At 63.1% G+C, this 26,896-nt stretch carries 22 protein-coding genes; 7 read left to right on the forward strand and 15 right to left on the reverse strand.

The genetic code is table 11. The features are described 5' to 3' along the window. Positions 1 to 18 precede the first annotated feature (18 nt). The 3 genes from iolB to iolC all read right to left on the reverse strand — a co-directional run bounded on the left by iolB (position 19) and on the right by iolC (position 3,736). Positions 19 to 807: a 5-deoxy-glucuronate isomerase gene (iolB, locus tag BFQ01_RS28760; RefSeq protein WP_065927950.1), complete on the reverse strand. Its 789-nt coding sequence runs from the start codon at positions 805 to 807 to the stop codon at positions 19 to 21. Next, positions 804 to 1,697: a myo-inosose-2 dehydratase gene (gene iolE / locus BFQ01_RS28765; RefSeq protein WP_065927951.1), complete on the reverse strand. Its 894-nt coding sequence runs from the start codon at positions 1,695 to 1,697 to the stop codon at positions 804 to 806. The genes iolB and iolE overlap by 4 nt, the downstream gene beginning before the upstream one ends. 101 nt (positions 1,698 to 1,798) lie before the next feature. Next, on the reverse strand, positions 1,799 to 3,736 hold the full coding sequence (gene iolC, locus BFQ01_RS28770) for a bifunctional 5-dehydro-2-deoxygluconokinase/5-dehydro-2-deoxyphosphogluconate aldolase (protein ID WP_065927952.1): 1,938 nt from the start codon (positions 3,734 to 3,736) through the stop codon (positions 1,799 to 1,801). 284 nt (positions 3,737 to 4,020) lie between these two features. Here iolC and BFQ01_RS28775 point away from each other — a divergent pair, with 284 nt between their 5' ends. Beyond that, on the forward strand, positions 4,021 to 4,929 hold the full coding sequence (locus tag BFQ01_RS28775; RefSeq protein ID WP_010211026.1) for a MurR/RpiR family transcriptional regulator: 909 nt from the start codon (positions 4,021 to 4,023) through the stop codon (positions 4,927 to 4,929). Between the two features lie 222 nt (positions 4,930 to 5,151). Here BFQ01_RS28775 and BFQ01_RS28780 read toward each other — a convergent pair whose 3' ends face one another. Continuing rightward, entirely contained in the window at positions 5,152 to 6,057 is a 906-nt protein-coding gene (locus BFQ01_RS28780) for a hypothetical protein (protein ID WP_065927953.1), read from the reverse strand. A 324-nt stretch (positions 6,058 to 6,381) separates the two neighbouring features. Here BFQ01_RS28780 and BFQ01_RS28785 point away from each other — a divergent pair, with 324 nt between their 5' ends. Then, complete coding sequence (locus BFQ01_RS28785; protein ID WP_027606536.1) at positions 6,382 to 7,065, forward strand: response regulator transcription factor; 684 nt, start codon at positions 6,382 to 6,384, stop codon at positions 7,063 to 7,065. Continuing rightward, entirely contained in the window at positions 7,043 to 8,437 is a 1,395-nt protein-coding gene (locus BFQ01_RS28790; protein WP_065927954.1) for a sensor histidine kinase, read from the forward strand. Before BFQ01_RS28785 ends, BFQ01_RS28790 begins: the two co-directional genes overlap by 23 nt. Before the next feature lie 335 nt (positions 8,438 to 8,772). Here the strand turns inward: BFQ01_RS28790 and BFQ01_RS28795 are convergent, their stop codons facing one another. Genes BFQ01_RS28795 through BFQ01_RS28810 form a run of 4 tightly spaced genes read right to left on the reverse strand, consistent with a single transcriptional unit; the run spans position 8,773 to position 13,008 of the window. Continuing rightward, the gene (locus BFQ01_RS28795) at positions 8,773 to 9,189 is read right to left on the reverse strand and encodes an SRPBCC family protein (RefSeq protein WP_065927955.1); all 417 of its coding nucleotides are present in this window, start codon (positions 9,187 to 9,189) and stop codon (positions 8,773 to 8,775) included. Positions 9,190 to 9,246: 57 nt separating this feature from the next. Further along, positions 9,247 to 10,542 (reverse strand): NAD(P)/FAD-dependent oxidoreductase, encoded by a 1,296-nt coding sequence (locus BFQ01_RS28800; protein WP_065927956.1) that lies wholly within the window; start codon positions 10,540 to 10,542, stop codon positions 9,247 to 9,249. Next, positions 10,539 to 11,627, reverse strand: a complete 1,089-nt coding sequence (locus tag BFQ01_RS28805; RefSeq protein ID WP_065927957.1) for a polyamine ABC transporter substrate-binding protein — start codon at positions 11,625 to 11,627, stop codon at positions 10,539 to 10,541. Before BFQ01_RS28805 ends, BFQ01_RS28800 begins: the two co-directional genes overlap by 4 nt. 22 nt (positions 11,628 to 11,649) lie before the next feature. Continuing rightward, positions 11,650 to 13,008: a glutamine synthetase family protein gene (locus BFQ01_RS28810; protein ID WP_065927979.1), complete on the reverse strand. Its 1,359-nt coding sequence runs from the start codon at positions 13,006 to 13,008 to the stop codon at positions 11,650 to 11,652. Positions 13,009 to 13,146: 138 nt separating this feature from the next. Between BFQ01_RS28810 and BFQ01_RS28815 the strand changes: the two genes are divergently transcribed. Continuing rightward, positions 13,147 to 14,034, forward strand: coding sequence for a helix-turn-helix domain-containing protein (locus BFQ01_RS28815; protein WP_065927958.1), 888 nt, complete (start codon positions 13,147 to 13,149; stop codon positions 14,032 to 14,034). Positions 14,035 to 14,149: 115 nt separating this feature from the next. Here BFQ01_RS28815 and BFQ01_RS28820 read toward each other — a convergent pair whose 3' ends face one another. Genes BFQ01_RS28820 through BFQ01_RS28830 form a run of 3 tightly spaced genes read right to left on the reverse strand, consistent with a single transcriptional unit; the run spans position 14,150 to position 17,273 of the window. Continuing rightward, on the reverse strand, positions 14,150 to 15,253 hold the full coding sequence (locus tag BFQ01_RS28820) for an acetoin dehydrogenase dihydrolipoyllysine-residue acetyltransferase subunit (protein ID WP_065927959.1): 1,104 nt from the start codon (positions 15,251 to 15,253) through the stop codon (positions 14,150 to 14,152). Next, positions 15,250 to 16,269 (reverse strand): alpha-ketoacid dehydrogenase subunit beta, encoded by a 1,020-nt coding sequence (locus BFQ01_RS28825; RefSeq protein ID WP_027606544.1) that lies wholly within the window; start codon positions 16,267 to 16,269, stop codon positions 15,250 to 15,252. Before BFQ01_RS28825 ends, BFQ01_RS28820 begins: the two co-directional genes overlap by 4 nt. A gap of 26 nt (positions 16,270 to 16,295) precedes the next feature. Further along, positions 16,296 to 17,273, reverse strand: coding sequence for a thiamine pyrophosphate-dependent dehydrogenase E1 component subunit alpha (locus BFQ01_RS28830; protein ID WP_065927960.1), 978 nt, complete (start codon positions 17,271 to 17,273; stop codon positions 16,296 to 16,298). A gap of 309 nt (positions 17,274 to 17,582) precedes the next feature. Here BFQ01_RS28830 and BFQ01_RS28835 point away from each other — a divergent pair, with 309 nt between their 5' ends. After that, entirely contained in the window at positions 17,583 to 19,442 is a 1,860-nt protein-coding gene (locus BFQ01_RS28835; protein ID WP_065927961.1) for a sigma-54-dependent Fis family transcriptional regulator, read from the forward strand. Positions 19,443 to 19,511: 69 nt separating this feature from the next. Here the strand turns inward: BFQ01_RS28835 and BFQ01_RS28840 are convergent, their stop codons facing one another. Beyond that, positions 19,512 to 20,291: an acetoin reductase gene (locus tag BFQ01_RS28840; protein WP_065927962.1), complete on the reverse strand. Its 780-nt coding sequence runs from the start codon at positions 20,289 to 20,291 to the stop codon at positions 19,512 to 19,514. 191 nt (positions 20,292 to 20,482) lie between these two features. Between BFQ01_RS28840 and BFQ01_RS28845 the strand changes: the two genes are divergently transcribed. Further along, positions 20,483 to 22,630, forward strand: a complete 2,148-nt coding sequence (locus tag BFQ01_RS28845; protein WP_065927963.1) for a TonB-dependent siderophore receptor — start codon at positions 20,483 to 20,485, stop codon at positions 22,628 to 22,630. Between the two features lie 181 nt (positions 22,631 to 22,811). Here BFQ01_RS28845 and BFQ01_RS28850 read toward each other — a convergent pair whose 3' ends face one another. Next, entirely contained in the window at positions 22,812 to 23,249 is a 438-nt protein-coding gene (locus tag BFQ01_RS28850; protein WP_053133396.1) for a carboxymuconolactone decarboxylase family protein, read from the reverse strand. Positions 23,250 to 23,356: 107 nt separating this feature from the next. Beyond that, positions 23,357 to 23,827, reverse strand: coding sequence for an Lrp/AsnC family transcriptional regulator (locus BFQ01_RS28855; protein ID WP_065927964.1), 471 nt, complete (start codon positions 23,825 to 23,827; stop codon positions 23,357 to 23,359). A 123-nt stretch (positions 23,828 to 23,950) separates the two neighbouring features. Between BFQ01_RS28855 and BFQ01_RS28860 the strand changes: the two genes are divergently transcribed. Continuing rightward, positions 23,951 to 25,234: a methionine gamma-lyase gene (locus BFQ01_RS28860; RefSeq protein WP_256097794.1), complete on the forward strand. Its 1,284-nt coding sequence runs from the start codon at positions 23,951 to 23,953 to the stop codon at positions 25,232 to 25,234. Here BFQ01_RS28860 and BFQ01_RS28865 read toward each other — a convergent pair. Further along, positions 25,170 to 26,801, reverse strand: a complete 1,632-nt coding sequence (locus tag BFQ01_RS28865; protein WP_065927965.1) for a pyoverdine maturation tyrosinase PvdP — start codon at positions 26,799 to 26,801, stop codon at positions 25,170 to 25,172. The two genes, BFQ01_RS28860 and BFQ01_RS28865, sit on opposite strands and share 65 nt — an antisense overlap. Positions 26,802 to 26,896 lie beyond the last annotated feature (95 nt).

The raw sequence follows: 26,896 nt of genomic DNA on the forward strand, positions 1-26,896 counted from the left end.
TTCTCCGTCCAAACCGTTTTAGAGGTCCAGCAGCCAGCTGTGCTGCGGGTCGTTGTGGAAATGCCAGGCGCGCTTGGGGCCCGCCATCACGTTCAGGTAGTAAGACTCGTAGCCATACGGCACGCTGACCGGGTGATAGCCCTTGGGCACCACCACCAGATCACTGTTTTCCACGGCCATGGCCTGGTCGATGCTGCGGTCGTCGGTGTACACCCGTTGGAACACGAAGCCCTGGGGCGGGTTGATCTGGTGGTAGTAGGTCTCTTCAAGAAAGCTCTGGTGCGGCAGGTCGTCGGTGTCGTGCTTGTGCGGCGGGTAGCTCGACGAATGCCCGGACGGCGTGCGCACTTCCACCACCAGCAGCGAATGGGCCGGGTCGGTATCCGGCAGGATGTCGCACACGTAGCGGGTATTGGCGCCTTTGCCGCGTACGCTGCGCTTGCACTGTTCAGGACGGATCAGGCGTGGCTCGAAACCCGGAGCACCCGGTGCGGCGCACACGGCAATCTGCACGTCGCTCAACGCCGTGACCTGGGCATCGGTACCCGGCGGCAGATAGGCGGCGAACGGCGATTTGTCCTCGAACACCGACTGGCGATCACCGAGGTTCTGCCAGTTGAAGCCCTCGCCTTCGATATTGACCCGACCGCTGAGCAGCACCAGGCACAGTTCCTGATCGCCGGCAGTCACCGGCAATGTTTCGCCAAGGCTCAGGCGGTAGGCGGCAAAGCCTACGTATTCCAGGCGGCCCTCTTCCAGGGCGACCATGGTTTGTCCGCGTTTACTGCTCTTTACCAGCAAGCTCATGGTTGGGTCCTCTCATCGAGAAGCGCACGCAATGTGTCATAGCCCTTTTTCGCATAGACGTAGCTGGGCGCCACGGCCGGATCCTGCTCGGCTTCTACCACCAGCCAGCCCGCGTATTTCGCGGCCATCAGCACATCGAGCAACTCGGCAAAATCGATATCGCCATCCCCGGGCACGGTGAAGGTGCCGTTGACGATGCAATCGGGGAAGCTCCACATCTGGTTGCGCGCCAGTTGCACCACGGCTTTGCGCACGTCCTTGAAATGCACGTGGCAGACGCGGTCGATATGCTTGCGCAACACCTCGATGGGTTCGCCGCCGCCCATGTAGCAGTGGCCCGAATCGAACAGCAGGCCGACTTCCGGCCCGGTACGGCCCATCAACTGATCGATGTCTTCAGGCGATTCGACATACGCGCCCATATGATGGTGGTACGCCAGGCGCACGCCCTGGGACAGGGTGAAACGCGCCAGCTCCGTGAGTTTGTCGGCGTAGTCCTGCCAGGCCTGTTCACTCTGAAACCGAGGACGCTCGATCAGGCGAATGCGCGAGCCCTGGATCGAATCGGCCACCTCGCCGTACACCAGCACCTTGGCGCCGTTTTGTTTCAGCAGTTCGACGTGGCCGGCGATGGCTTCGATTTCTTCGGCCACCGAGCGACGGGCCAGGCGACTGGAGTACCAGCCGGAGACCAGCGCCAGGTCATAGGGGCGCAGGACGTCGCCGACGCCCTTGGCGTCCTTGGGGAATTTGCCGTTGAGCTCGAAACCTTCGTAGCCGATTTCCTTGCCTTCGCTCAGGGCGGTGCTCAGCGGGGTTTCACCGCCGAGGGCCGGAAGGTCGTCGTTGCTCCAGGAGATTGGGTTGATGCCAATTCGGATTGCGGGCATGGCTGCACCTTTATTATTTTCTGGTATCACTGAGATCTGCTTTCTGTGGGAGGGGGCAAGCCCCTCCCACATTGGATTGCATTTCAAATTAAGAACTTGGTTCAGCCTCGGGCACTGCGCCAGGCGTTGATCAACTGCTCAAAGGTCGCCTGGACCTGCTGGATCAACGTCTCATCATCGATCTCCCCCGCCATCCACAAACGGCTCGGCTCCTGGAAAATCGTGCGGCCCACGGCAAACCCACGGCAGGTGCTGCTCTGGCTGGCTTGCTGGAAGCCGGCGGACAGGCATTCGGCCGAGGCGTTCAGGCCCAGCAACACCACGCCACGGCAGTACGGGTCGCGTTCCTGGATCAGTTCGTCGAGCTTTGTCCAGTCCTCGGCCGACTGTGCCTCGATTTTCCACCACGCCGGGTAGATACCCAGGTTGTACAGGCGCTTGAGGCTGCGATAGAGCACGTCCGGGTAAGTGGACGGATGATCCTTGGGCGGGATGACTTCCAGCAGCAGCTCATGGCCGCTGGTCACCGAAGCCTCGTACACCGCCTTGAGCTGCGCTTCCTGTTCCAGGCGCAACATGGGCTCGTCGTCGGGGTGGTATTGCACCAGGCACTTGATGATCTGTTCCTGGGGCCAGGCAATCAGGTTGCTGCCGATCGAGCGGCCATGTTCGAACGCCAGGGGCCGCGAGTTCTGCACCTCCACCGGACGCGCGATCCACCAGCCGCGACCGCTGGCGGCATTGAGCGCGTCCTGGCCGAAGCGCTGGTCGGCCAACAGGCCCACATCGGCCCCGACGCCCTGCTCGGCGAGCTTTTTCTCCACGCGTTCGATGGCCTGGATAAACAGCTGCTTGATCTCGCTGATCCGGGTCAGGTCCTGGCCGCCGCGTTGCGCCAGTTCCACCAGTTGCCAGCGGTGATCGAAGGCAAAGATGAACAGCTGCTTCCAGGCCTTGCGCGGCACGGTGACGCGGTGCAGGCGTTGCAGGGTCGCGTCCTGGTCAGGCCGGGTGATCGGCACCGGGCTGTTGAACAGGTAATCCAGTTCGGCCGGGGTCGGCATGGCCGGCGCACAGGCGTGGCGCGAGACCACGAGACCACCGCAGGCATTGGCCAACTGGCTGCAACGCTCATCGCTGGCGTCATTGATCCAGCCGCTGAGGAAGCCCGACATAAAGGCATCGCCGGCGCCCAGCACGTTAAGCACTTCAACCCGCACGCCAGGGTAGATGGCGCCCTCTTCCAGGCGCGCCGGGATTGCACCGTGGATCACCGTGCAGCCTTGCGGGCCGAGCTTGACCACCAGGGTCGCCGGGGTCAGTTCACGCACGGTGCGCAAGGCGGTGAGCAGATCTTCGCTGCCGCCGGCAATCAAAAACTCTTCTTCGGTGCCGACGATCAGGTCGAAACGCGGCAGGATTTTCTGCACATGCTGGCTGACGTTCTGGTCGGCGACAAACCGGGTTTCGCCGTCGGCCTTGCCCGCCAGGCCCCACAACACGGGGCGGTAGTCGATATCCAGCACGCGCTTGACGTTGTGCTTGGCCGCATAGTCCAGGGCCTGGATGCTGGCCTTGTACACGCCGTCGGTGGAGAAATGCGTGCCGGTGATCAACAAGGCTTTGCTCGAGGCAATAAAGGCTTCGTTGACGTCCTCGGCGCGCAGGGCCATGTCGGCGCAGTTTTCGCGGTAGAACACCAGCGGGAAGGTTTCGCGGTCCTTGAGGCCCAGCAGCACCATGGCGGTGAGGCGTTCCGGGTCGACCTTGATGCCGCTGACATCGCAGCCTTCGCGGGCCAGGGATTCCATCAGGAAACGGCCCATATGGTCGTCCCCCACCCGGCTCAACATTGCCGACTTGAGCCCCAGCCTGGCAGTGCCGAACGCGATATTGGCGGAGGAACCGCCGAGGTATTTGGCGAAGCTGGACACGTCCTCAAGCCGCGCACCTACTTGCTGTGCGTAGAGGTCGACGCCCAGGCGCCCGAGGCAAATCAGATCCAATTGACGCCCACTGGCAAAACGAGTCTGGCCCATGCTGGCTCCTGTTATTTTTATCAGCCTGCGTTGTGCCGTCGTGGCGACGGCAAACGCTCTTGGTGGGAGCAGACTAGAACGTCCGGCGGCGGCAATCAATATTTATTCCAGAATTATTTTTAGTGGAATATTTTTTCCAATACGTCAGCATAGGGGCATGCCAGCTGCCGTGCATCGTTTCAGCAGGCCACGCGGGCCGTGATGCCGGGGTATTTTTTTACGCCTACCCTGTAGACTTGCGCCACCCACCAGCGCATCAGAAGAACACGCCAGAAGGATTGCCCATGTCCCGCACCGATCCCGAGACCACCCTGGAAGACACCATCGCCAGCCCTCCGATCAATGCCGAACGCCTGTTGCAGCTGATCACCGACGAGTACGAAAGCCTGCCGCGCCAGCTCAAGCGCATCGCCAGCTACATGAGCCAGCAGAGCGACCGGATCATGGTCGACCGCATCAGCGACATCGCCCGCGAATGCGAAGTGCACCCCTCGGCGATCGTGCGGTTTTCCCAGCGTTTCGGCTTCAGTGGGTTCAGTGAGATGCAGGCGCTGTTTCGCGAGGCCTACACCCACAAGACCACACCGGTGCAGAACTACCAGCAGCGCATCCGCAGCATGATCGCCAACAAGTCGCAGAAAGCCAGCGGCGGCGACCTGGCCCGCGAGTGCGTCAACGCGACCCTCTCGGGTATCGAGCGCCTGGGGCTGGAACTGGATGATGTGGCCTTCGACAAGGCAGTCGACCTGGTGGTCAACGCCGACAATATCTACGTGGTTGGGGTGCGCCGGTCGTTCGCGGTGGCCGATTATCTGGTCTACAACCTGCAGCACACCAACAAGCGCATCCACCTGATTTCCGGTTTGGGCGGCAGCTATCGCGAGCAGATGCGCAGCGTGCGCGCCAATGACCTGGTGATCGCCATCAGCTTCACGCCCTACGGCAAAGAGACCCAGCACTGCCTGCGGATCGCCCAGCACCATCAGGCCAAGACCCTGATCATCACCGACAGCAACCTGTCGCCCCTGGCCAAGCGGGCCAACGCGGTGCTGCTGGTGAATGAAGGCTCGTCGTTTGCCTTCCGCTCATTGAGCGCCACCTTGTGCCTGTGCCAGGCGTTGTTTATTGCCGTGGCGTATCGGTTGGAGTTGAAGGTGGATGAGATTCACGAGCAGGTCGGGTTTGATGACTGACTATCAAACACCGCAAATCAAATGTGGGAGGGGGCTTGCCCGATAGCGGAGTGTCAGTCGACAGCAACATCAACTGATACACCGCTATCGGGAGCAAGCCCCCTCCCACAATGGACCGAGATAGGCCGGGGATCAGTGCATGAAAATTGCGATCAGGATGATCACCGGGATCGGCACGCCGAGGAACCACAGAAGTAATGAGCGCATGGTGTTCTCCTTGAATTAACGAACGTAGGTTTCGGTTTCGACGTACACCACGGCATCGCGGCGACGGCCACCAAAGGTTGCAGCGAAGCTGGCAAAGAAGGCGCCGATCAACAGGGCGACAAAGGTCCACAGCGAGGTATAAGCGGCGACTTTGGCGGCCGTTTCAGCGGCTTGCTTGGCCTTGAGCTTGGCGTCTTCGACGGCTTTACGCGCGTCGCCGTAGACTTTGTCGATACGCGCTTCGGCATCGGCCTGGCTGAGGTTGGTGCGCTGGCTGATCAACTGGGCCAGGTAGGCACGGTCTTCAGCGGCGAGTTGGCCGTCGTTGCTCAGGGTGCGGGTAAAAATGCGCGCAACCACGCCATGGGCAGCGTCATCACTGACGGCAACCGGGCGATCGTCACGAAACAGGCTGTCGACGTAGTAGTCAAAATCGCCGCCGTTGACGCCTTTGGCTGCGCTGCCTGCGGCCTGGGTGATACCGCTGGCCGCACCGGCTGCCACGCTGGCACCGGCTTTCACGCCGCCGGTGACCACACTGCTGACCGAACCGACCACCAGCACGGCAGTGATCAGCGTGGCGACGGCCCAGGCCAGGAAACCATGGGCGGTGTCGCGAAAGTACACTTCATCGCCATGCATATTGGCCCACTTCACCCGCAACCGGCCGGCGATGTAACCCCCCAGGCCCGAGGCGACGATCTGGGTAAAGGCCAGCCAGACAATCGTGGAAATGCCAAGCCCCTTGGCGCTGATGCCGCTGTCGGCCCACGGCGACACCGCCGAGAAACCCAGGCCGAAGCCCAGCAATACCAGAATCAGGGATAACGCAGCCGCCGCAGCGGCCCCGGCAAAGATAGCCCCCCAGGAAACCCCGGAGCGCGCGCTCGACTCTTGCAGCGTGGATGACGATGTGATCATTGTTATGGTGCTCCCGGCAGGAAAAATAGTGTTACAAGTCTCAAAAGGGACAGTGCAGGCAGCATGCCAGTCGCGCTTAAAATTAAATCCGTTGTATTTCAACAGGTTAAGTAAATTGAACTTGCCTGAACCATGCAACTTGCAAGAAATGATTGTTGCAGGCGGGCGTAATGCATTCCCTGTGGGAGGAGATTGCTCCCCGGCCGGTACCCGTCATGAAAGTTGTGTCAGTTTTGCCAACATGAAGTTTTATTTAGGAAGCGTTCAGCCGTTTCTTGGCAAAATGCCCCCACTTCTAGTGTGAATCGCTCACCAGGTAATCCTATGACCCGCATTTTGACCATCGAGGATGACGCCGTAACGGCCCGCGAGATCGTCGCCGAGCTGAGTAGCCATGGACTGGACGTAGATTGGGTGGACAACGGCCGCGAAGGCCTGGTCCGCGCCGTGAGTGGTGATTACGATCTGATCACCCTCGACCGCATGCTGCCGGAACTCGACGGCCTGGCCATCGTCACCACCCTGCGCACCATCGGCGTATCGACGCCGATCCTGATGATCAGCGCCCTCTCCGACGTCGACGAGCGCGTGCGTGGCCTGCGCGCCGGCGGTGATGACTACCTGACCAAGCCTTTCGCCTCCGACGAAATGGCCGCCCGCGTCGAAGTGCTGCTGCGCCGCAAAAGCACGGTCAAGGAATTCGAAACCGCCCTGCGCGTGGCCGACCTGGAACTGAACCTGATCAGCCGCGAAGCCAGCCGTGCCGACCAGCCCCTGAGCCTGCTGCCCACCGAATACAAACTGCTGGAATTCCTGATGCGCAACACCGGGCAGATCCTGTCGCGGATGATGATCTTCGAGGAAGTCTGGGGCTATCACTTCGACCCGGGCACCAACCTGATCGACGTGCACATCGGCCGCCTGCGCAAGAAAATCGATCCACCGGGCCTCCCGCCGCTGATCCGCACGGTACGAGGTTCCGGTTATGTCATTGCTGAACCCCTCTAAGGGCTGGCGCTCATCCAGCAGCCGCTTGCTGGCGCTGTACAGTTCGTTGTTCGTGGCCTGGAGCTGCATCCTCATGGGGGTGCTGTATTACGAGGTCTCGGGTTACCTGAGTGACCTGTCGCGCCATTCGCTGATGCAACGCCAGCACCTGTTCCAGCGCTTCGACGGCGAAGAACTGGTGGAAGCGTTGACCACCAGCATGACCTTCGACATGAAGGGCGTGGACGCCTACGGCCTGTTCGATGAGCAGTTCCGCCCCTTGAGTGGGCCGATCCGCGCGATTCCCCCCGACCTGCCGCTGGACGGCAAGATCCACGCCCTGGCCAATTGCGTCGACTCCGACGACCCCAAACTGCCCAAGGACAGCTGCGACGCCGTCGCCAGCCATACCGACGACGGCCGCTGGCTGGTACTGGTGCGCGCCAATGGCTCGCTGTTCGGGGTGACGCGGATCATCTGGCATGCCCTGCTATGGGCGCTGTCCCTGACCATTATCCCCGGCGCCGCCGGCTGGCATCTGTTGCGTCGCCGCCCGCTGCGCCGGATCCGCGGGATCCAGGCCAGCGCCGAAGCCATCGTCGCCGGCGACCTCACCCACCGCTTGCCGCTGTCCAACCGGCGTGACGAACTGGACATGCTCGCGGCCATCGTCAACGCCATGCTCGATCGCATCGAGAAGCTGATGAACGAGGTCAAGGGCGTGTGCGACAACATCGCCCACGACCTGCGCACCCCATTGACCCGCCTGCGCGCGCAGCTCTACCGCATCCGCCAGGAGGCCGAGCAGGACTCCGGCTACGCGGTGAAACTGGACGACGCCATCGCCGAGACCGACACCCTGATGGCGCGCTTTCGCGGGCTGCTGCGTATCTCCGAGCTGGAAGACCACCAGCGCCGTTCCGGTTTCCTGGTCATGGACCCGCTGCCGCTGCTGCGCGAGTTGCATGACTTCTACCTGCCCCTGGCCGAGGAAGGCGAATTGCAGTTGCGACTCGAAGTCCCCGAGTCCCTGCCATGGATCACCGGCGACCGCGCCCTGTTGTTCGAAGCCCTGGCCAACCTGCTGAGCAACTCCATCAAGTTCTCTCCAGCGGGCGGCGCAGTGATCCTGCGGGGACTCAACGATGCCGGCAGCACGCGCATCGAAGTGCACGACTCTGGGCCCGGCATACCGGCGGCGGAACGCGATGCGGTGTTCCAGCGCTTTTATCGGGTGGATGAAGGCGACCAGCAAGGCGGGTTTGGGTTGGGTTTGTCGATCGTGGCGGCGATCATCAACCTGCATGGGTTCAAGCTGGAAGTCGGCACCAGCGAGCAAGGCGGCGCGCGCCTGGTGCTGGAGTGTCGCCAGCAGCTGATGCCCGAAGCCTGATCCATAAGCCAGTGAGGTCAAACTACGGGGGCTTGCCCCAATGCCAGTCAGTTAAGGAGGAACACTCTAACTGTGGTGAGCGGGTTTGCTGTGGTGAGCGGGCTTGTCGAATCGTCGCACCGCCCGCGTTGGGCTGCGAAGCAGCCCCAATCAGGCTCCCTGTGTTCTGTCAGGTAAACCGCAGCGCCTGGTTTTGGGTCTGCTGCGCAGCCCAACGCGGGCGGTGCGACGATTCGACAAGTCCGCTCACCACAGGGCAACTCGCCAGTCTCTGAAAGTTGTGAAGATAGCTATCGCCCCTCCCACATTAGTCTTGCATTGCCTGGTAGAACGAATCAGGCCGGGAAGTTGGCGCGCAACGCCTCGACCCCGCCTTTGTACATCCCGGCAAACAGCTCTTCCACCGCCGCCTCCGTAGTACCCGCCGCCGGGGTAAACACACCGGACCAGGTCACTTTCGCCGACGAATCACTCAACGCCTCAACCTGCACGGTCGCAAGATAGGCACTCACCGGAAACGGCGACTCTTCAATGGTGTAGCTGTAAGTACGCCCGACGTTATCGAAGGTCTGCAAACGCTCGACGATCACACCCCCGTCGGCGGTCGTCAGATGGCGCACGCGGCCACCTTCACCGGGCTCGCTCTTGGCGATAAACGGAAGCCAGTCCGGCAGGCTGTTGAAGCCACCCACCAAGTGCCAGACCGTCTCGGCCGATACCGGGATTTCAATCACTGCAGATGCTGTTGGCACGCTAAATCTCCAAAAGTCGTAGGAAAACCTCGTGCACAGCCTGCCACGCCCCGGACTTCAATGCATCAATTCCCGCAAGCGATGCCACGCCATTCCCAACGCCAGCAGCGGCGAGCGCAACGCCTTGCCGCCGGGAAAGGTCATGTGCGGCACCTGGCTGAAAATATCCAGGCCCTGGCTGTGGCCCGCGTGTATGCCTTCGGCCAGCAGCCGCGCGCACCAGTGGGTCACGTTGAGCCCATGCCCGGAATAGCCCTGGGCGTAGAACACGTTCGGGTATTGCTTGAGCCGCCCGACCTGGGGGAAACGGTTGGCGGTGATGCCGATCCTGCCGCCCCACTGGAACGCGATGGCGGTGTCGGCCAATTGCGGGAACACCTTGAGCATCTTGGGCTGCATATAGGCCGCGATGTCTTTGGGATCGCGCCCCGAGTAATGGCAGGCGCCGCCGAACAACAGGCGACGGTCGGCGGACAACCGGTAGTAATCCAGGCCGACTTTCTGGTCGCACAGCGCCAGGTTCTGCGGGATCAACTGATTGGCCTGTGCAACCGACAGCGGCTCGGTGGCGATGATGTAGCTGCCCGCCGGCAGCACCTTGCCGCTCAGGCGCGGTTCCAGTTCCTCCAGGTGCGCATTGCAGGCCAATACCAGGCTGGCCGCGCGTACCGTGCCGCCAGCACAACGCACCTGCACCGTGTCGCCGTGGATCAGTTCCAGCACTTCGGTGTGCTCAAAGATCCGCACCCCAAGGGACTCGGCCACCTGCGCCTCGCCGAGCACCAGGTTCAGCGGGTGCAGGTGCCCGGAGCCCATGTCCACCAAGGCGCCGGCATACTGCGTCGAATCCACTACGTCGCGGATGTCCTGCGGGCCCACCAGGCGGGTTTCATGCACATAACCCAGGCGCGCCAGGCTGTCCTGCTCGCCCTTGAACGCAGCGAACTGCGCCGGGGTGTTGGCCAGCTCGGCAAACCCCCAGCGCAAGTCGCAGTCGATCCCGTGCTCGCGAATGCGCTCGCCCACCAGGGCCACCGATTCGATCCCGGCCCGTTCCAGGTAACGCACGCCCTCCTCGCCCACGTACTTGGCGAACCCCGACACATCGTGGCCGATCCCGCGAATCAACTGCCCGCCATTGCGCCCGCTGGCGCCCCAGCCGATACGCCGGGCCTCCAGCAGGATCACCGAGAGCCCGCGTTGGGCCAGTTCGATAGCGGTGTTGACCCCGGTAAAACCAGCGCCGATCACACAGACATCGGCGCTCAGGTCGGCGCCCAGTGCCGGGCGCTCCGGCATGGCATTCGCCGACGCAAGGTAGTAGGAACGGGCGTGGTCGCTGGATGGGATCATTTGTTGGTCTTCACTTTGCTCCAGGCGCGGGTCATCAGGCGCATGGTCGCCGGAGTCGGCGTGGTGGAAATATAGAGTTTATCGAGCACTTCCTGCGGCGGGTACACCTCGGGGTTATTCACCAGTTCAGGGTCCATAAAGGCCTTGGCGGCCGGGTTGGCATTGGCGTAACCGACCGAGGCGCTGACCTTGGCGATCACTTCAGGGTCGAGCAGGTAGTTGATGAAGGCATGGGCCTCTTTCGGGTGACTCGCATCGGCCGGGATCGCCAGCAGGTCGAACCACAGGTTGGAGCCTTCCTTGGGAATCGAGTAGGCGATATTCACGCCGTTCCTGGCTTCCTTGGCGCGGTTGGCGGCCTGGAATACATCACCGGAATAACCGAACGCCACGCAGATATCGCCGTTGGCCAGGTCCGAAATGTACTTGGAGGAATGGAAGTAGGTGATGTACGGCCGCAGCGTCAACAGCTTGGCCTCGGCCTGCTGGTAGTCCTCGGGGTTCTCACTGCGCGGGTCCTTGCCCATGTAGTTGAGGATCGCCGGGAACAGCTCATCCGCCGAGTCGAGGAAGGCCACGCCGCACTGGTTGAGCTTCTTGAGATTCTCCGGTTCGAACAGCACCGCCCAGGAATCGATATGATCGATACCCAACACCTGCTTGACCTTGTCGACGTTGTAGCCGATGCCGTTGGTACCCCACAGGTACGGCACCGAGTGCGCATTGCCCGGGTCGTTTTTCTCCAGCAGCTTGAGCAGCTTGGGGTCGAGGTTCTTGAAGTTGGGCAACTGCGAACGGTCGAGCTTGAGGAACGCGCCGGCCTTTACCTGGCGCGCCAGGAAGTGGTTGGAGGGCACCACCACGTCATAGCCGGTGCGACCGGCGAGCAACTTGCCCTCCAGGGTTTCGTTGGAATCGAACACGTCGTAGATCACCTTGATCCCGGTCTTGGCCTGGAAATCCGCCAGGGTGGTCTCGCCGATATAGTCGGTCCAGTTGTAGACGCTCACCGTCGGCGCGGCTTGGCCGGCACCGCTGAACGCGGCCACCAGGGCCAGCGGAAGAAGCTTGTTCACAAGACGCATATCGATACCCCTTTTGTGTTTTTTAGACGCTCAACAGCAGGAACTCACGCTCCCAGGAACTGATCACCCGCTTGAAATTCTCGTGCTCGGCGCGCTTGACCGCGACGTAGCCGCGCACGAACTTGTCGCCCAGGTACTGCTTGACCGTGTCGCAGTCCTCCATCCGCGCCAGGGCGTCTTCGAGGGTGAACGGCAGGCGCAGGTTGCGGCGCTCATAGGCGCGGCCTTCTACCGGGGCGCTGGGTTCGATCTGTTCGATCATCCCCAGGTAGCCACACAGCAGGCTGGCGGCAATGGCCAGGTAGGGATTGGCATCGGCGCCCGGCAGGCGGTTTTCCACGCGCATCGCATCCGGGCTCGAGGTGGGCACGCGCAGGCCGACGGTACGGTTTTCTTCGCCCCACTCCACATTGACCGGCGCCGAGGTGTCCGGCAGGAAGCGGCGGAACGAATTCACGTTGGGCGCGAACATCGGCAACAGCTTGGGGATGTACTTCTGCAGGCCGCCGATATGGTGCAGGAACAGCGGGCTCATGTTGCCGTCGGCGTCGACAAACACCGGCTTGCCTGTGGCGATCTCCACCACGCTCTGGTGCAGGTGCATGGCGCTGCCGGGCTCGTCGGCCACCGGCTTGGCCATGAAGGTGGCGGCCACATTGTGCTTGAGCGCGGCTTCGCGCAGGGTGCGTTTGAACACGGTGATCTGGTCGGCCAGGTCGAGGGCATCGCCGTGGCGGAAGTTGATTTCCATCTGCGCCGGGCCGTCTTCATGGATCAGCGTATCGAGGTCCAGGCCCTGGGCTTCGCACCAGTCGTAGACGTCTTCGAACAGCGGGTCGAACTCGTTGGCGGCATCGATGGAAAACGACTGGCGCCCGGTTTCGGCACGCCCGGAGCGGCCAATCGGGGTTTTCAGCGGCAGGTCCGGGTCTTCGCAGCGCTGGGTCAGGTAGAACTCCATTTCCGGCGCGACAATCGGCTGCCAGCCCCGGTCGGTGTAAAGCTGCAGGACTTTCTTCAGCACGTTGCGCGGCGACAGTTCGATGGGGTTGCCATGCTTGTCGAAGGTGTCGTGGATCACAATCGCGGTGGGCTCGATGGCCCACGGCACCACGTAGGTCGCGTTGGCCACCGGGCGGCAGACCATATCGATGTCGGCCGGGTCCAGCAGGTCGTAGTAGATCTCGTCGTCGACAAAGTCCCCGGTTACCGTTTGCAGCAACACACTCTCCGGCAGGCGCATGCCTCGCTCATGCAGGAACTTGTTGGTGGGCGCAATCTTGCCGCGTGCGATGCCAGTCAAGTCACTGATCACGCATTCGACTTCGGTAATCTTGTGTTCTTTCAGCCAGGCGGACAGCTGATCGAAGGGGGCGTTCATAAGGACCTCATCATGGGGTGGGTGCTGCGCCGGCTTGTACTCGCGGCGCATTGAGGTCTATCTTGGGCCAGCCTTCACAGGCCATCTATCCACTTTGCACGCAGCACAACGCACCAATAGAGTGCGCACGGATCACCCATGACCCAGGCAACCGCTTTGCGCGTACAGGCCTTCACCACCGCTGATGTGGCCGCCCAATGCCGTGCGACACCCGGTTGGGTGCAGCAGTACCAGCAGATGTCCCCGGGGCATTTTGCCGGGCGCGTCCGCTACCTCGACCTGCACGGTGTGCAGGTGTACGAAGAGAGCATGAACACCCGTGTGGAGCAGCACTTCAACGCACCGCCGGGCGCGCTGGCGTTCTGTTTCGATGGCAGCGACAACGCGCTGTATCTGCTCAATGGCGAAAGCCGCAACACCTGGATCACCCCGGAAAACTACCGCGAAGTGGCGGTGGTGTTCGGGCCGCAATTCGTGCAGCGCCACGGCCTGGATGTGGAGACGCTGGAAGGCCTGTTCATGGCGCCGCTGACCTGCCAGCAGAACGCGCTGTTCAGCCGCTGGCTGAGTGGCACCCTGACGCGCTTGTCCACGGTCATCGACCCCGTTTCCCTCACTCAGCAACTGCTCGACGACTGCCTGTTCATCCTCGACAACGCCTGCGTGTGCCTGGATCGCAGCTCATTGCAAAAGCGCAGTGAAGAACGCCGGTTGATGGCGCGCATAGGCGAGTGGGCGGCGGATGCGCCGGACGAAACCGTCAACCTGTTGGAACTGGCGCGGATTGCCGGCGTACCGCTGCGCCAGTTGCAACAAGGGTTCAAGACCTACACCGGGATGAGCCCGGCGCAGTGGTTGCGCCTGCGCCGGTTGAACGGGGCACGGCGGGAATTGTTGAGCGGTGCCGGAACGACCGTGGCCGAGGTGGCGATGAATTGGTCGTTCTGGCATTTGGGGCGGTTCTCCAACAGCTATCGAGCGTTGTTCAAAGAGCTGCCGAGCGAAACCCTCAAGCACTCACTTTGAAATGCATCTGAAAATGTGGGAGGGGGCTTGCCCCCGATGGCGATGGGTCAGTCAACATCTCTGTATCTGAACTACCGCAATCGGGGTGTAGCCCCCTCCCACATTGAATTGCATTTCAAGGTTGGGATTTTAGGAAGGTTGAGATTAGTTGGTTAACCCGCTCCGCCGCCTCCAACTGCACCATATGCCCCGGCCCCGGCAGAATCTCCACCTGGGCCTCCAGCCCCTGGGCATGGCCGGCCGGGATGATTGCATCGTCACTGCCCCAGATCACCAGGCTCGGTTGCTGCCCCACTACGTTGCGCAAATCCAGGCGCTGGCGCCCATCCTCGAACAGTTGGGCATTGAGCTGACGAAGCGCCTGGTCCACCCCTTCCAACCGCTTGAACTTGAGCATGTCCTCCAGCATCTGCCGCGTCACCAGCGCCGGGTCGCTGAACAGTTGCATCAGTTGCGGCTTGAGCGCGTTACGGTTATTGGCTTCGGTGAAACCTTGCAAGTAATCGCCATTGATGTCCGCACCCAGCCCGGCGCTGGCGATCAGGGTCAGCGAGGCAACGCGCGCCGGCGCCTGGCCGGCAAGCGTCAGGCTGACCAAGCCGCCCATGGAGTGCCCGGCCAGGTGCACGCGCTCGAGCTTGAGGTGATCGAGCAAGGCCAGCACGGCCTGGCTCAGCTCTTCGGCGTCACCGGTTTGCAGATGCTTGCCCGACTCGCCATGCCCCGGCAAATCCACGGCGATCACCCGGCGCTCGGCGGCCAGGGCCGGTTGGTTGAACAGCCAGTTGTTCAAGTCGCCGCCAAAGCCATGCACCAGCACCAGCGGCGTACCGCCGTCGCCCAGGTCGAGATAGCGCAGCAAGCGCCCGCCCACCTCGACCTTCTGCGCACTCGGCCCGGTGGCTTCGGCTTCGGCGCTGCTTGAGACGAACCCGGCGTTGAAGCTTTCGATCACCGCATCGATCTCCGCCTCGCTGGCCTCACCTTCCACCACGATCCCCAGCAGCGCGCCCACCGGCAAGGTCTCGTCGCTCAGCGCCAGCACGCGGCGCAGCACACCACTGAACGGCGCCTCGACACTGCTGGAGATCTTGTCGGTCTCGACGTCCAGCACTTCCTCGCCCTTCTCCACCCGGTCGCCGGGCTGCTTGAGCCAGACGTCGATGCGGCCTTCGGTCATCGACAGCCCCCACTTGGGCATGGTCAAGGTATGGATCATGCGGCGTTCCTCTTGTCGGCGATCTTCAGCACCGCGGCCTCGATCTTCGCGGCGTTGGGGATGTACAGGTCTTCCAGCGCATCGGAAAACGGCACCGGCGTGTGCGGCGCGGTGACCATCTCGATCGGCGCACGCAGGAACGAGAAGCCCTGCTGGGCCACCAACGCACTGATGTCGGTGGCGATGGAACAGCGCGGGTTGGACTCGTCGATCACCACCAGGCGCCCGGTTTTCTCCACGCTCTCGAGGATGCTGTCTTCGTCCAGCGGGCTGGTGGTGCGCAGGTCCAGCACTTCGCAGTCGATGCCCTGGCGTGCCAGGTTGGCGGCGGCTTCCAGGGCGATATGCACCATGCGGCCGTAGGTCACCAGGGTCACGTCGCGGCCTTCGCGCACAAAGTTGGCTTCGCCGAACGGCACGGTGTACAGCTCTTCCGGCACCTCACCTTGGAGGCTGTAGAGCATCTTGTGTTCGAGGAAGATCACCGGGTCGTTGTCGCGGATCGCCTGGATCAGCATGCCCTTGGCGTCATACGGCGTGGCCGGGCACACCACCTTGAGGCCGGGAATGTGCGTCCACATCGAGGTGAGCATCTGCGAATGCTGGGCGGCGGCGCGCAGGCCGGCACCGTACATGGCGCGCACCACCAGCGGCGTGGTGGTCTTGCCGCCGAACATGTAGCGAAACTTGGCGGCCTGGTTGAGCAACTGGTCGAGGCAGCAGCCGATAAAGTCGACGAACATCAATTCGCACACCGGGCGCATGCCACGGGTGGCGGCGCCGACGGCCATGCCGACGTAGCCGACTTCGGACAACGGCGCATCGAGTACGCGGTCCGGAAACTCCGGGTACAGGCCCTTGGTCACGCCGAGCACACCGCCCCAGGCGTCCTGCTCGCCGGGGGAACCGGTGCCGCCGGAGACGTCCTGGCCGATAATGAACACGCTCTGGTCGCGGCGCATTTCCTGGGCCAGGGCTTCGTTGATTGCCTGCTGATAGCTGATTTTGCGAGCCATGAAATTCTCTCCGAGTCTTGTAGTTATTAGCGGTAGGCGACGTAGACATCACTGAGCAGGTCGGCGGCCTGGGGCTTGGGATCGGACTTGGCCAGGCGCACGGCGTCGTCGATCAACTGCGCGACCTCGCCGTCGATACGTTCGAATTGGGCCGCGTCAAGCCAGCCTTCGGCATTGCAGCGCTGGCGGAACAGTGCGAGGCAGTCGTGGGATTCGCGCAGGTTCTTCACCTCGTCCGGGCCACGATAGGTTTGTGCATCGCCTTCGAAGTGGCCGTAGAAGCGACTCAGCTTGACTTCCACCAAGGTCGGCCCGTCGCCTTTGCGTGCACGCTCCACGGCCACGCCCAACGCCGCGTGTACGGCAAAGAAGTCATTGCCATCGACAATCACCCCCGGCATGCCAAAGCCCACCGCCCGCTCGGCAATGTCCTTGCACGCCACCGACCAGCCGGAACCGGTGGCCTCGGCATAGCCGTTGTTCTCGGCAACGAACAGGCACGGCAGTTTCATGATCGACGCCAGGTTCATCGCCTCGAACACCGCGCCCTCGTTGGAGCCGCCGTCGCCGAAAAATGCGACCGCCACGCCCTGGCTGCCCTTGAGCTTGGAGGCCAGCGCGGCGCCCGCCGCCAACGGCGCACCCGCCCCGACAATGCCGTTGGCGCCGAGCATGCCCTTCTCCTGATCGGCGATGTGCATGGAGCCGCCCTTGCCTCCGCACACGCCGGTTTTCTTGCCGTAGATCTCGGCCATCATGCCGAACACATCCACGCCCTTGGCGATGCAATGGCCATGGCCACGGTGGTTTGAGGCGATGCAATCTTCATCGTTGAGGTGGGCCATGACCCCCGCTGCGCTGGCTTCCTGGCCGGCATACAGGTGCACGAAACCGGGGATCTCGCCGGTGGCGAATTCCACATGCAGGCGTTCTTCGAAATCACGGATGGTGCGCATCACGGTGTAGGCATGCAGCAATTGATCGGTGGACAGGTGGGTGGACATCTTGTTGTTCTCCAGGTTGTCTCGACACACAAAAGGCTGGCTGCGGCCAGCTGCAAGCGGTTCAGCACAGCCTGTGCCAAGGTGCGATGAAACCTGGCAAAGCCTTGATCCAGAGCAGTGCCGTGCGGTTGTGCCGGGACGGTATGCCTGTGCAGAATGAGACGGTGCATTGCACTGTGCAGGCGGCGTCTCGGCCGGAATGAGACGCCGCGTCTCACGCGGGGCTGTTGGTCAGGTCGCCCTTGTCCCCTCGCGCCCACGGGCGCTTAATGGCGGGCATAACAACAAAGATCGAGAACCGGAGGCCTTATGCTCGCCGCGAACTCCAGGGAGCACGTCGACTGCGTCAGTCGCGTGGTCCGCAATGCCGATCGCCTGCCCCAGGCGCCGGTGCCGTCGCTGATTTTCGATTCATGGCGGCGTTCCATTGAACAACACCACCTCGACCCCGGCTCGCTGCAGGGGCCACGCATCCTTACCGAACCCTTGCTCAAGGAATGCCGCGAACGCGCCGAGCTGTTCATGCGCATCGCCGGCGAGGAAGTCGGGCAACTGCACCACCGGGTGCGCCACGCCGACTACTGCGTGATGCTCACCGACGCCCAGGGCCAGACCATCGACCACCGCGTCGACACCACCATTCGCAGCGACTGCCGCAAAGCCGGCCTGTACCTCGGCACCTGCTGGTCGGAAGCCGAGGAAGGCACCTGCGGCGTGGCCACGGTGCTGACCAGCAAGGCCGCCGTAACCGTGCACAAGCGCGACCACTTCCGCGCCGCCTTCATCAGTTTGACCTGCTCCGCCGCGCCGATCTTCGACTCCCAGGGCAACCTGCTGGGGGTGATGGATGCCTCGGCGCTCAAATCCCCGGATGACCGGCGCAGCCAGCACCTGGTGCGGCAGATGGTGGCCCAGAGTGCCCTGGCCATCGAAAACGCCTTCTTTATGCACAGCGCCCGCGAGCACTGGGTGCTCCAGGCCCACAGCACACCGGGCTACGTGGACAGCCAGCCCGACCTGCTGCTGGCCTGGGACCAGGACGGGCGCCTGCACGCGCTGAATAGCAAGGCGCGCCAGGCACTGCGCCGGCGTTTCGGCCAGGTGCCGGAGCATATCGGCGAAGTGTTCGACCTGGATGCGTTGCGCTCGGCCACCGATCAATCAACCCAACACCTGCAATGGCTGGGCGAGCCTGGCGTGCTGCACGTGCGGGTCAACGCGCCGCGCCGCAAACCGTCACGGCCCGTTGCGCACACCCAGGTCGACCCACGGGTGGAAGAACACCTGCGGCTGGCCGTACGCGTCAAGGACCGCAACCTGCCGGTGCTGGTGCAGGGGGAAACCGGCGCCGGCAAGGAAGTGTTCGCCCGCCAGCTGCACGAACGCAGCGCCCGGCGAACAGGGCCCTTTGTGGCGGTGAACTGCGCGGCGATCCCCGAGAACCTGATTGAAAGCGAGCTGTTCGGCTACGTGGCCGGGGCCTTTACCGGTGCGTCCAGCAAAGGCATGCCGGGGCTGTTGGTGCAGGCCGATGGCGGCACCCTGTTCCTCGATGAAATCGGCGATATGCCGCTGGCGTTGCAGACGCGCCTGCTGCGGGTGATGGCCGAGGGTGAAGTCGCGCCCCTGGGCGGGGCCAAGACCCGCACGGTAGACATTCAGGTGATCTGCGCCAGCCACCGCGACCTGGCCGTGCTGGTCGGCGACGGGCGCTTTCGCGAAGACCTGTACTTCCGCCTCGGCTGCGCACGCTTCTACCTGCCGCCGCTGCGCGAGCGCAGTGACAAACTGGCATTGATCAACCGGCTGGTGGAGCAGCAAGCACGCGGCAGCGGCGTCTCGGTCGGCATCGGCCAAGCCGCGCTGGAACGCCTGCTGGGCTATGCCTGGCCGGGCAATGTGCGCCAGCTGCACCACGCGCTGGCGTATGCCTGTGCGGTATGTGAAGGCGGCACCATCCAGTTGGCGGACTTGCCGGTGGAAGTGCGTGGGGAGCAGGTTTCGCCAGCCGCGGAACCTAGCGTGAGCCCGGAACGCCAGGTGGTACTGGACGCGTTGATCCGGCATCGCTGGAAGCCGTTGCCGACGGCGCAGGCGTTGGGCATTTCCCGAGCCACCCTCTACCGCCGAGTCAACCAACTGGGCATCGACATGCCCGGCAAGCACTGACACAACGGGGGTCAACAATGTGGGAGGTGCTTGCCCCCTCCCACATTTAATACCGTCGGCCTTGGGAGATCAGCGGTAAACCAGCCCGCCATCGATCAACGGCGCCTGCCCGGTCATGTAATCCGCGTCCGGTCCCGCCAGGTAGGCCACCAACCCCGCCACATCCTCCGGCGTTTGCGCACGGCCCAAGGCAATCCCATCCACGTACTTCTTATACGTCGCACCCACTTCAGCCCCGGTAATCTCGGCCATGCGCTTGTCGATCTCCACCCACATATCGGTGCCCACTACGCCCGGGCAGTAGGCGTTGACCGTGATCCCGGCGCTCGCCAGTTCCTTGGCCGCCGCCTGGGTCAAGGCGCGCACGGCGAACTTGGTGGCCGAGTACACGCCCAGCAGCGCGAAGCCTTCGTGGCCGGCGATGGAACAGGCATTGATGATCTTGCCCTTCTGTTTGAGCGCCTTGAATTTCCTGCCGGCAGCCTGGATGCCCCACAACACGCCCTGCACGTTGATGCCCAGGGTGCGCTCGACCTGTTCCGGGCTGACGTCCAGCAGCGCGTCGATCTGCGCGACCCCGGCGTTGTTGACGATAATGTCGAAGCCGCCGAGGGTCTGGTGTGCGTGTTCGACCGCCGCCACCACCTGGTCGCGCTTGGACACGTCGGCGATAAACACCGAGGCCTTGCGCCCCAGGGCCACGACTTCGGCGGCCACGGCTTCGAGCTTGGCGCCATTGATGTCGACCAGGGCGATGTCGGCACCGTCCTGTGCCAGGCGCAGGGCGATGGCCCGACCAATGCCCTGCCCGGCGCCAGTCACCAGCGCAACTTTTCCAGCGATACTCATGACAATCTCCTGCAACGATGAGAGAACGTTGTCTATCGCAGGTACGCGCACGGGCTGTCGAGGCGCAACGGGTTTGGCATAGGCGTTGAGACGCCCTGTCTCAGCGCACGCCCGTGTACCGAACGCTTGTAAAACCTGGCCGTTATGCCTAGCTTATGCGCCCCCCGCCCTGCGCTTTAAGGCCCTCCCCCATGGTTTTGCGTTTTCGTCCTGTCGTCAGTACACGTTTCGCCCTCGGCCTGCTGCTCAGCGGCGGGATCGGCAACAGTTGGGCGGCACAACTCGAGCTGCCGGCGGTGCAGGTCCAGGGCGAGGACGCGTCAGGCTATCGCGCAGACACCGCCTCGGTCGGCGGCTTCAACGAGGCGCCGCTGCTGGACACCCCGGCCTCGATCACAGTGATCAATGCCGCGTTGATCAAGGACCAGCAAGCGCGCCTGCTCAGTGAGGTGCTGCGCAACGACGCCTCGGTGGGCGACAGCTACGCCCCCATCGGCTACTACGAGAATTTCGTGGTGCGCGGTTTCTCGCTGAATGCGGCGAGCAGCTACAAGATCAACGGGCGCACCATCACCGGCGAGCAGAACGTCGCCCTGGAAAACAAGCAGCAGGTGGAAGTGCTCAAGGGCCTGGCCGGTTTGCAGAGCGGGATTTCCGAACCCAGCGGCGTGATCAACTACGTGACCAAGCGCCCGGAAGATGTGCGCTCGGTGACGGTGTCCACCGATGACCGCGGCAGTGGCTATATCGCCACCGATGTGGGTGGCTGGTTTGGCAGCGAGCAGCAATTCGGCCTGCGCGCCAACGTCGCCCATGAAGACCTTAATTCCTATGTGGAGCACGCCAACGGCCAGCGCGACTTCGTGTCCCTGGCCTTCGACTGGAACATCAGCCCCGACGCGGTGCTGCAACTGGACGCGGAATACCAGAACAAGCAACAGCGCTCGGTACCGGGCTACCAGTTGCTGGGCGGCACCGAGGTGCCCCACGATGCCTCGCCGAAAAAACTGCTGGGCCACCAGAGCGGCTCCAGGCAGGTCGGCATCGATTCGCTGAACCTCAACGGCACCTTCGAATACCGCTTCAGCGACCAGTGGAAAGGCAGCGTCAGCGCCGCGCGCAGCAAGGTGGTGATCGATGACTACAGTTCGTTTGCCTGGGGCGGCGACACCAACGGTGTCGGCAACCACTTTACGCCCGCAGGCAACTACGACGTCTACGACTACCGCAGCCCCGACGATACCCGCCGTGACGATGAAGTCCAGGCGGCGATGACCGGCCTGTTCGACACCGCCGGCATCGGCCATGAACTGACCTTCGGCACCAGCGCGTTTCGCCGGGTGATCGACAAGCGCAAGTCCGTCAACGAGTACATCGGCACGGCCAATATCGACGCTGACGCGCCGACGTTCACGCCCACCGACAAGCCGTTGAACGACAGCCATCGCACCCTCGACAGCCGCCAGTACGGCCTGTTCGTCACCGACCGCATCCGCTTCAACGAGCAATGGCAAACCATCCTCGGTGGCCGCGAAGTGCGCCTGGATGAAAAAGCCTTCGACGGTGTCACTGGCAACCAGGCCCGCCATACCCAGCAATACGTGTTTCTGCCCCAGGCGGCATTGATCTACAAACCCGTAGAAAATATCTCGCTGTACACCAGTTACAGCAAAGGCCTGTCCCTGGGCGGCACTGCGCCGTGGTTTGCCAGCAACGCCGATGAAACCCTGGCCCCTACCACCTCGCGGCAAATCGAGGCCGGGGTGAAATACGACTGGCGCCGCATCAGCTTCGCCGCCGCTGTGTTCCAGACACGCCAGGCCTACCAGTACGCCAGGCCGGATGGCGCCGCTACCTTTACCTATGTGCAACAGGGCGAGCAGAAGAACACCGGCGTGGAGTTGTCGGCCAACGGCTGGGCCACCGACCGCCTGCAGATTTCCACCAGCGTGGCGGCGATTCGTGCACGGGTAAGCGGCAGCGGCACACCGGAATACGAAGACCACCAGGCGATCAACGTGCCCAAGCTGCGCGCCAGTGTGTACGCCGATTATGCGTTGCCGTGGGTCAATGGCCTGGCGGTGCTCGGCGGCGTGCAATACAGCGCCAAGAAGTACGCCAACCGCAGCGGCAATGTGGAGGTGGGGGATTATGCGGTGGTCAACGTCGGCAGCCGCTACACCACCAAGGTCGACGGCTACGAGACGGTGCTGCGCCTGAGCGTCGACAACCTGTTCGACAAGCGCTACTGGCGCGACGCGGGCGAGTACATGGGCGATGACTATCTGTTCATGGGCGCGCCACTGACGGCGCGCCTGAGTGCTTCGGTGAACTTCTGACACTTACTGCTGTGGCGAGCGGGCTTGGCGAATCGTCGCACCGCCCGCGTTGGGGTGCGAAGCGCCCCTGATGAAGACGAATGGGGTATATCAGGCACTCCTCTGCGCCTGGTTTTGGGGCTGCTGCGCAGCCCAGCGCGGGACAAGCCCGCTCACCACAAAAGAGCCGTCTTCAACCTCCTTATTTAGGCATCTTGCGAAACCCCACCGCGAGGCGGTTCCAGCTGTTGATGGTGGCGATGGCCACGCTCAGGTCCACTTGCTCCTGAGGGCTGAACTCGGCGGCGAGCGCCGTGAAGTCTGCGTCCGGGGCGTGGGTCTGGCTCAACAGCGTCAGGCTCTCGGCCCAGGCCAATGCCGCACGTTCACGCGGGGTGAAGAACGGCGTTTCACGCCAGGCCGACAGGGTGTACAAACGGCGCTCGGTCTCGCCGCCCTTGCGCGCATCGGCGGTGTGCATGTCCAGGCAAAAGGCACAGCCGTTGATCTGAGAGACCCGCAGGCGGATCAGTTCCAGCAATGGCAGCTCGATGGAGAGTTTGCCGACGGCGGCTTCCAGGGCGAGCATGGCTTTCATGGCGTCTGGGGAAGCAGTGTAGAAATCGGTACGGGCTTGCATGCGGAACTCCGGAACGGTGGGAAGTGGTGGCTAGGTTAGCCACCGGGCCGTAGGGGAGAAATAGCCAATTGCGGGGAAGAACAGGTGACCAATGGAGCGGTGTGCGATCAACCCGGCAATGGAATCACCCGCAACGGCCTCACCGATTTATAGGAAAAACTCGAATAGATCTCCTTGACGCACGGCAGCGTCTGCAACACCTCCCGCGCAAACTCGCCGAACGACTCCAGGTCCTTCGCCACCACTTCCAGCAGAAAGTCATAGCGCCCCGATACGTTATGACAGGCCACGATTTCCGGAATATCCAACAGGCGTTGCTCGAACGCCCGGGCGATTTCCTGGGTGTGGCTCTCCATCATGATGCTGACAAACGCCGTCACCCCGTACCCCAGCGCCTTGGGCGAGAGGATCGCCTGGTAGCCGCTGATCACCCCGCTCTCCTCCAGGTTCCTGACCCGTCGCCAGCACGGTGAAGTGGTCAGGGACACGCGCTCGGCCAGCTCGGCCACGGTTAAACGGGCATTGCCTTGCAGGGCGTTTAATAACGCTTTGTCGGTGCGATCCAGCGTGATGGGCATGACGTGCCTCTGTTTATTGTTTTTAGCGAGTTTTCATCCCAGGACAAGGGATTTCTCGGCAAAGTTTGGAAAATCCAGCCGTAGTTATAAGCATAGCATTGTAGGAAATAAGGAGCGCCCGACATGAACACTAAACACAATGCATTCGGCTTTTCCACCCGTGCCATCCACCACGGCTACGACCCCAAGGACCACCACGGCGCACTCGTGCCGCCGATCTACCTGTCGGCCACGTTTGCCTTTCCCACTGCCGAATACGGCGCCGCCTGTTTTGCCGGTGAGGCCGGCGGCCATTTCTATACGCGCATTTCCAACCCGACCCTGGCGCTGCTGGAGTCCCGCATGGCCAGCCTGGAAAACGGCGAAGCGGCGGTGGCGTTCAGTTCGGGCATGGGCGCGATTGCCGCGACGTTCTGGACCCTGCTGCGCCCAGGCGATGAGGTGATCGTCAGCCAGACGCTCTACGGCTGCACCTTCGCCCTGCTGCATCACGGTATCGGCGAATTCGGCATCAAGGTGCGTCACGTGGACCTCACCGACCTGGCGGCCCTGCAAGCGGCACTCAGCCCCGCCACCCGCATGGTCTACTGCGAAACCCCGGCCAACCCCACCCTGCAACTGGTGGACATCGCCGCCGTGGCCGCCCTCGCCCATCAACAGCCGAACGTTACCGTGGTGGTGGATAACACCTACTGCACGCCGTACCTGCAACGGCCCCTGGAACTGGGCGCCGATGTGGTGGTGCACTCGGCCACCAAGTACCTCAGCGGCCATGGCGACATCACCGCCGGCATTGCCGTGAGCAACCAGGCACTGGCCCAGCGCATTCGCCTGCAAGGCCTCAAGGACTTGACCGGTGCGGTGATGTCGCCCCAGGACGCCTCCCTGTTGATGCGCGGCCTCAAGACGTTGGCCCTGCGCATGGACCGCCATTGCAGCAACGCCCAGGCCGTGGCCGAAGCCTTGCAGGCGCATCCCGCCGTGGAGTGGGTGACGTATCCGGGGCTGCGCAGCTTCGCGCAATACGCATTGGCGGCGCGGCAGATGAGCCAGGCCGGCGGCATGATCGCCTTCGAACTCAAGGGCGGGATCGACACCGGTCGACGCTTCATGAATGCCCTCAAGCTGTTCACCCGCGCGGTCAGCCTGGGCGACGCCGAGTCACTGGCCCAGCACCCGGCGAGCATGACCCATAGCACCTACACCCCTGAAGAACGCGCGCATCACGGTATCAGCGAAGGCCTGGTGCGTTTATCGGTGGGGCTTGAGGACGTCGCCGACCTGTTGGCGGACGTGCAGCAGGCGCTGGCCAAGTGCACCCGCACCGTGCCACGCCAAACGCTCAAGCCTCTCGCGCCTTCACCTTCAAATGCCGCGCATACCAAGGCCGCTTCGGCACGCGCTTGAACAGGCCCTGCAACAGGTGCTCGTCCTCGCCAAAGGTAATGCGCAAGGCGAGCTTCATGGTCTCCGGGTCCATCTCCATCGACCGGCCCATCTGCAACCCCGGGGTGGTGCTGCAGCCATGGGTGTCCGGGCCCAGCCACGGGTCGCCGACTTCGACCCAGCGTCCCGCTGCGAACCAGGCCACGCCGTTGACGTCCAGGCGTCTGACTTCGCCGGGGTTGAAGCGTTCGTGGGCGCGGTACCAGTCTTCGATACGGTCGTCGATCCAGCCGTGGAAGTGCCAGAACACCGGGTTTACATGGGATGAAAACGGGTCGCCGAGGAAGTCGTTTTCTGCCGCGTACCAGCGAGGGGCAAAGTCTGCCGGGTCGCGGGGCAAGGGTACCGGCGCGCCGTTGGACGGGTCGCGGGGCACCGAGGCCCAGCGCATGTGCAGCCAGTCGTGCAGGCCCAGTTCCATTTCGGAGCCGAGTTGGCCCAAGGTCAGTTTGGCCAGGTAGCGCGGGTCGCGGTACTGCGATTCCCAGACCTGGAAGTTGCTGTGGTAGGTCTCGGCGGCCTTGATGTCGCTGACCCACTGGGTGTATTCGCTGTCGTCCGGGGCTGACCAGGTGGGCGGCAGCGCGAAGCCGTCGTGGTTGTCGAAGTAACGCAGGAAACCCAAGCGGTCGCGCTCCAGCGCCGGTTGCGGTTCGGGGAATACAGGCCACGAGGGCAGATCCTGCATGGAACGCGCGGTGCCGAGCATATGCCGGTGCATGAAGAAGAAATCGATGCCCGAGCCGTTGCGGTCTTTGTGTTTGCCACGGGCGTCACGCTCCTTGCCGCGCGGGCCGGGTTGCCAGCCGATGCCGCGCAGGGCGTCGCGTTTTTCTTCGGAGAGTTTGTGCCATTGGTCACGGGTGGCGTGCCACAGCTGGTGAAACAGGCGGTGCTCCGGAGCAATCAGCCAGGCCAGCAGGGTCGGGTTAAGGCCGATGCGTTGGCGGGCTTCGGGAAACAGCTGTTTGTGGGCGATAAAGCGGTGGTCACGTTCGGTCAAGGCCGGGGGCCGATCCAGGTCGAGGATGTGCCCGCTGAGGGTGCCGCTGCCGGCGTTGGCGAAGTCGGCCCAGACTTCATCGAGGGTCATCTTGAACTCATAGGCGGGCCTGCCGTCGAGGGCATCGCGGTCGATCAGGCGGCAGTAGAGCAAGGCGCCCTCGCCCGTCAGCAGGTCACCGAGCACGCGGTAGCGCGGTTCGCCTTCGCCGCGCAGGTTGGCAGCGGTGTCCAGGTAGCCGCGCAGGCCACGGCCACGGGGGGCGATGTCGAGCAGCAGTTCCAGGCCTTGCAGCGGCAGGCCCTTGAGGCCGGCGTCGCGGCCTTCCAGGCGCAGGCTCCACACCCCGCGCAAGGTGTTGGCCAGGTGCTGCCCGGCGGTGTCGGCCAGGTCCACGGTGGCTTCGCCGGGAGTGATGGGGAATTCTTCTTCGCGCGTCAACTCGCGATGGGCATAGAAGGCGGCAGGCACAGCCGCGCCGGTCAGCGCCAGGCCTGCGATGAACCCACGTCGAGAGATGGTCATTGTCTACCTTAGGAAACGGCTTTATCAGAGCTAGAACGTTTGCAGGCCGGGGAAATTTACCGCCCTGCCCGTGCCGCCTAAATTTCTCCGCGCAC

The organism is Pseudomonas sp. 8 R 14 (assembly GCF_900005955.1).
GTDB lineage: Bacteria > Pseudomonadota > Gammaproteobacteria > Pseudomonadales > Pseudomonadaceae > Aquipseudomonas > Aquipseudomonas marginalis.

Coding starts and splice junctions, on each gene's coding strand:
- BFQ01_RS28815 (WP_065927958.1), top strand. CDS start 13,147: ATGACCCAGGCAACCGCTTTGCGCGTACAGGCCTTCACCACCGCTGAT.
- BFQ01_RS28820 (WP_065927959.1), bottom strand. CDS start 15,253: ATGATCCATACCTTGACCATGCCCAAGTGGGGGCTGTCGATGACCGAA.
- BFQ01_RS28790 (WP_065927954.1), top strand. CDS start 7,043: ATGTCATTGCTGAACCCCTCTAAGGGCTGGCGCTCATCCAGCAGCCGC.
- BFQ01_RS28825 (WP_027606544.1), bottom strand. CDS start 16,269: ATGGCTCGCAAAATCAGCTATCAGCAGGCAATCAACGAAGCCCTGGCC.
- BFQ01_RS28845 (WP_065927963.1), top strand. CDS start 20,483: ATGGTTTTGCGTTTTCGTCCTGTCGTCAGTACACGTTTCGCCCTCGGC.
- BFQ01_RS28800 (WP_065927956.1), bottom strand. CDS start 10,542: ATGATCCCATCCAGCGACCACGCCCGTTCCTACTACCTTGCGTCGGCG.
- iolC (WP_065927952.1), bottom strand. CDS start 3,736: ATGGGCCAGACTCGTTTTGCCAGTGGGCGTCAATTGGATCTGATTTGC.
- BFQ01_RS28835 (WP_065927961.1), top strand. CDS start 17,583: ATGCTCGCCGCGAACTCCAGGGAGCACGTCGACTGCGTCAGTCGCGTG.
- BFQ01_RS28850 (WP_053133396.1), bottom strand. CDS start 23,249: ATGCAAGCCCGTACCGATTTCTACACTGCTTCCCCAGACGCCATGAAA.
- iolE (WP_065927951.1), bottom strand. CDS start 1,697: ATGCCCGCAATCCGAATTGGCATCAACCCAATCTCCTGGAGCAACGAC.
- BFQ01_RS28775 (WP_010211026.1), top strand. CDS start 4,021: ATGTCCCGCACCGATCCCGAGACCACCCTGGAAGACACCATCGCCAGC.
- BFQ01_RS28840 (WP_065927962.1), bottom strand. CDS start 20,291: ATGAGTATCGCTGGAAAAGTTGCGCTGGTGACTGGCGCCGGGCAGGGC.
- BFQ01_RS28805 (WP_065927957.1), bottom strand. CDS start 11,627: ATGCGTCTTGTGAACAAGCTTCTTCCGCTGGCCCTGGTGGCCGCGTTC.
- BFQ01_RS28785 (WP_027606536.1), top strand. CDS start 6,382: ATGACCCGCATTTTGACCATCGAGGATGACGCCGTAACGGCCCGCGAG.
- BFQ01_RS28860 (WP_256097794.1), top strand. CDS start 23,951: ATGAACACTAAACACAATGCATTCGGCTTTTCCACCCGTGCCATCCAC.
- BFQ01_RS28830 (WP_065927960.1), bottom strand. CDS start 17,273: ATGTCCACCCACCTGTCCACCGATCAATTGCTGCATGCCTACACCGTG.
- BFQ01_RS28810 (WP_065927979.1), bottom strand. CDS start 13,008: ATGAACGCCCCCTTCGATCAGCTGTCCGCCTGGCTGAAAGAACACAAG.
- BFQ01_RS28855 (WP_065927964.1), bottom strand. CDS start 23,827: ATGCCCATCACGCTGGATCGCACCGACAAAGCGTTATTAAACGCCCTG.
- iolB (WP_065927950.1), bottom strand. CDS start 807: ATGAGCTTGCTGGTAAAGAGCAGTAAACGCGGACAAACCATGGTCGCC.
- BFQ01_RS28780 (WP_065927953.1), bottom strand. CDS start 6,057: ATGATCACATCGTCATCCACGCTGCAAGAGTCGAGCGCGCGCTCCGGG.
- BFQ01_RS28865 (WP_065927965.1), bottom strand. CDS start 26,801: ATGACCATCTCTCGACGTGGGTTCATCGCAGGCCTGGCGCTGACCGGC.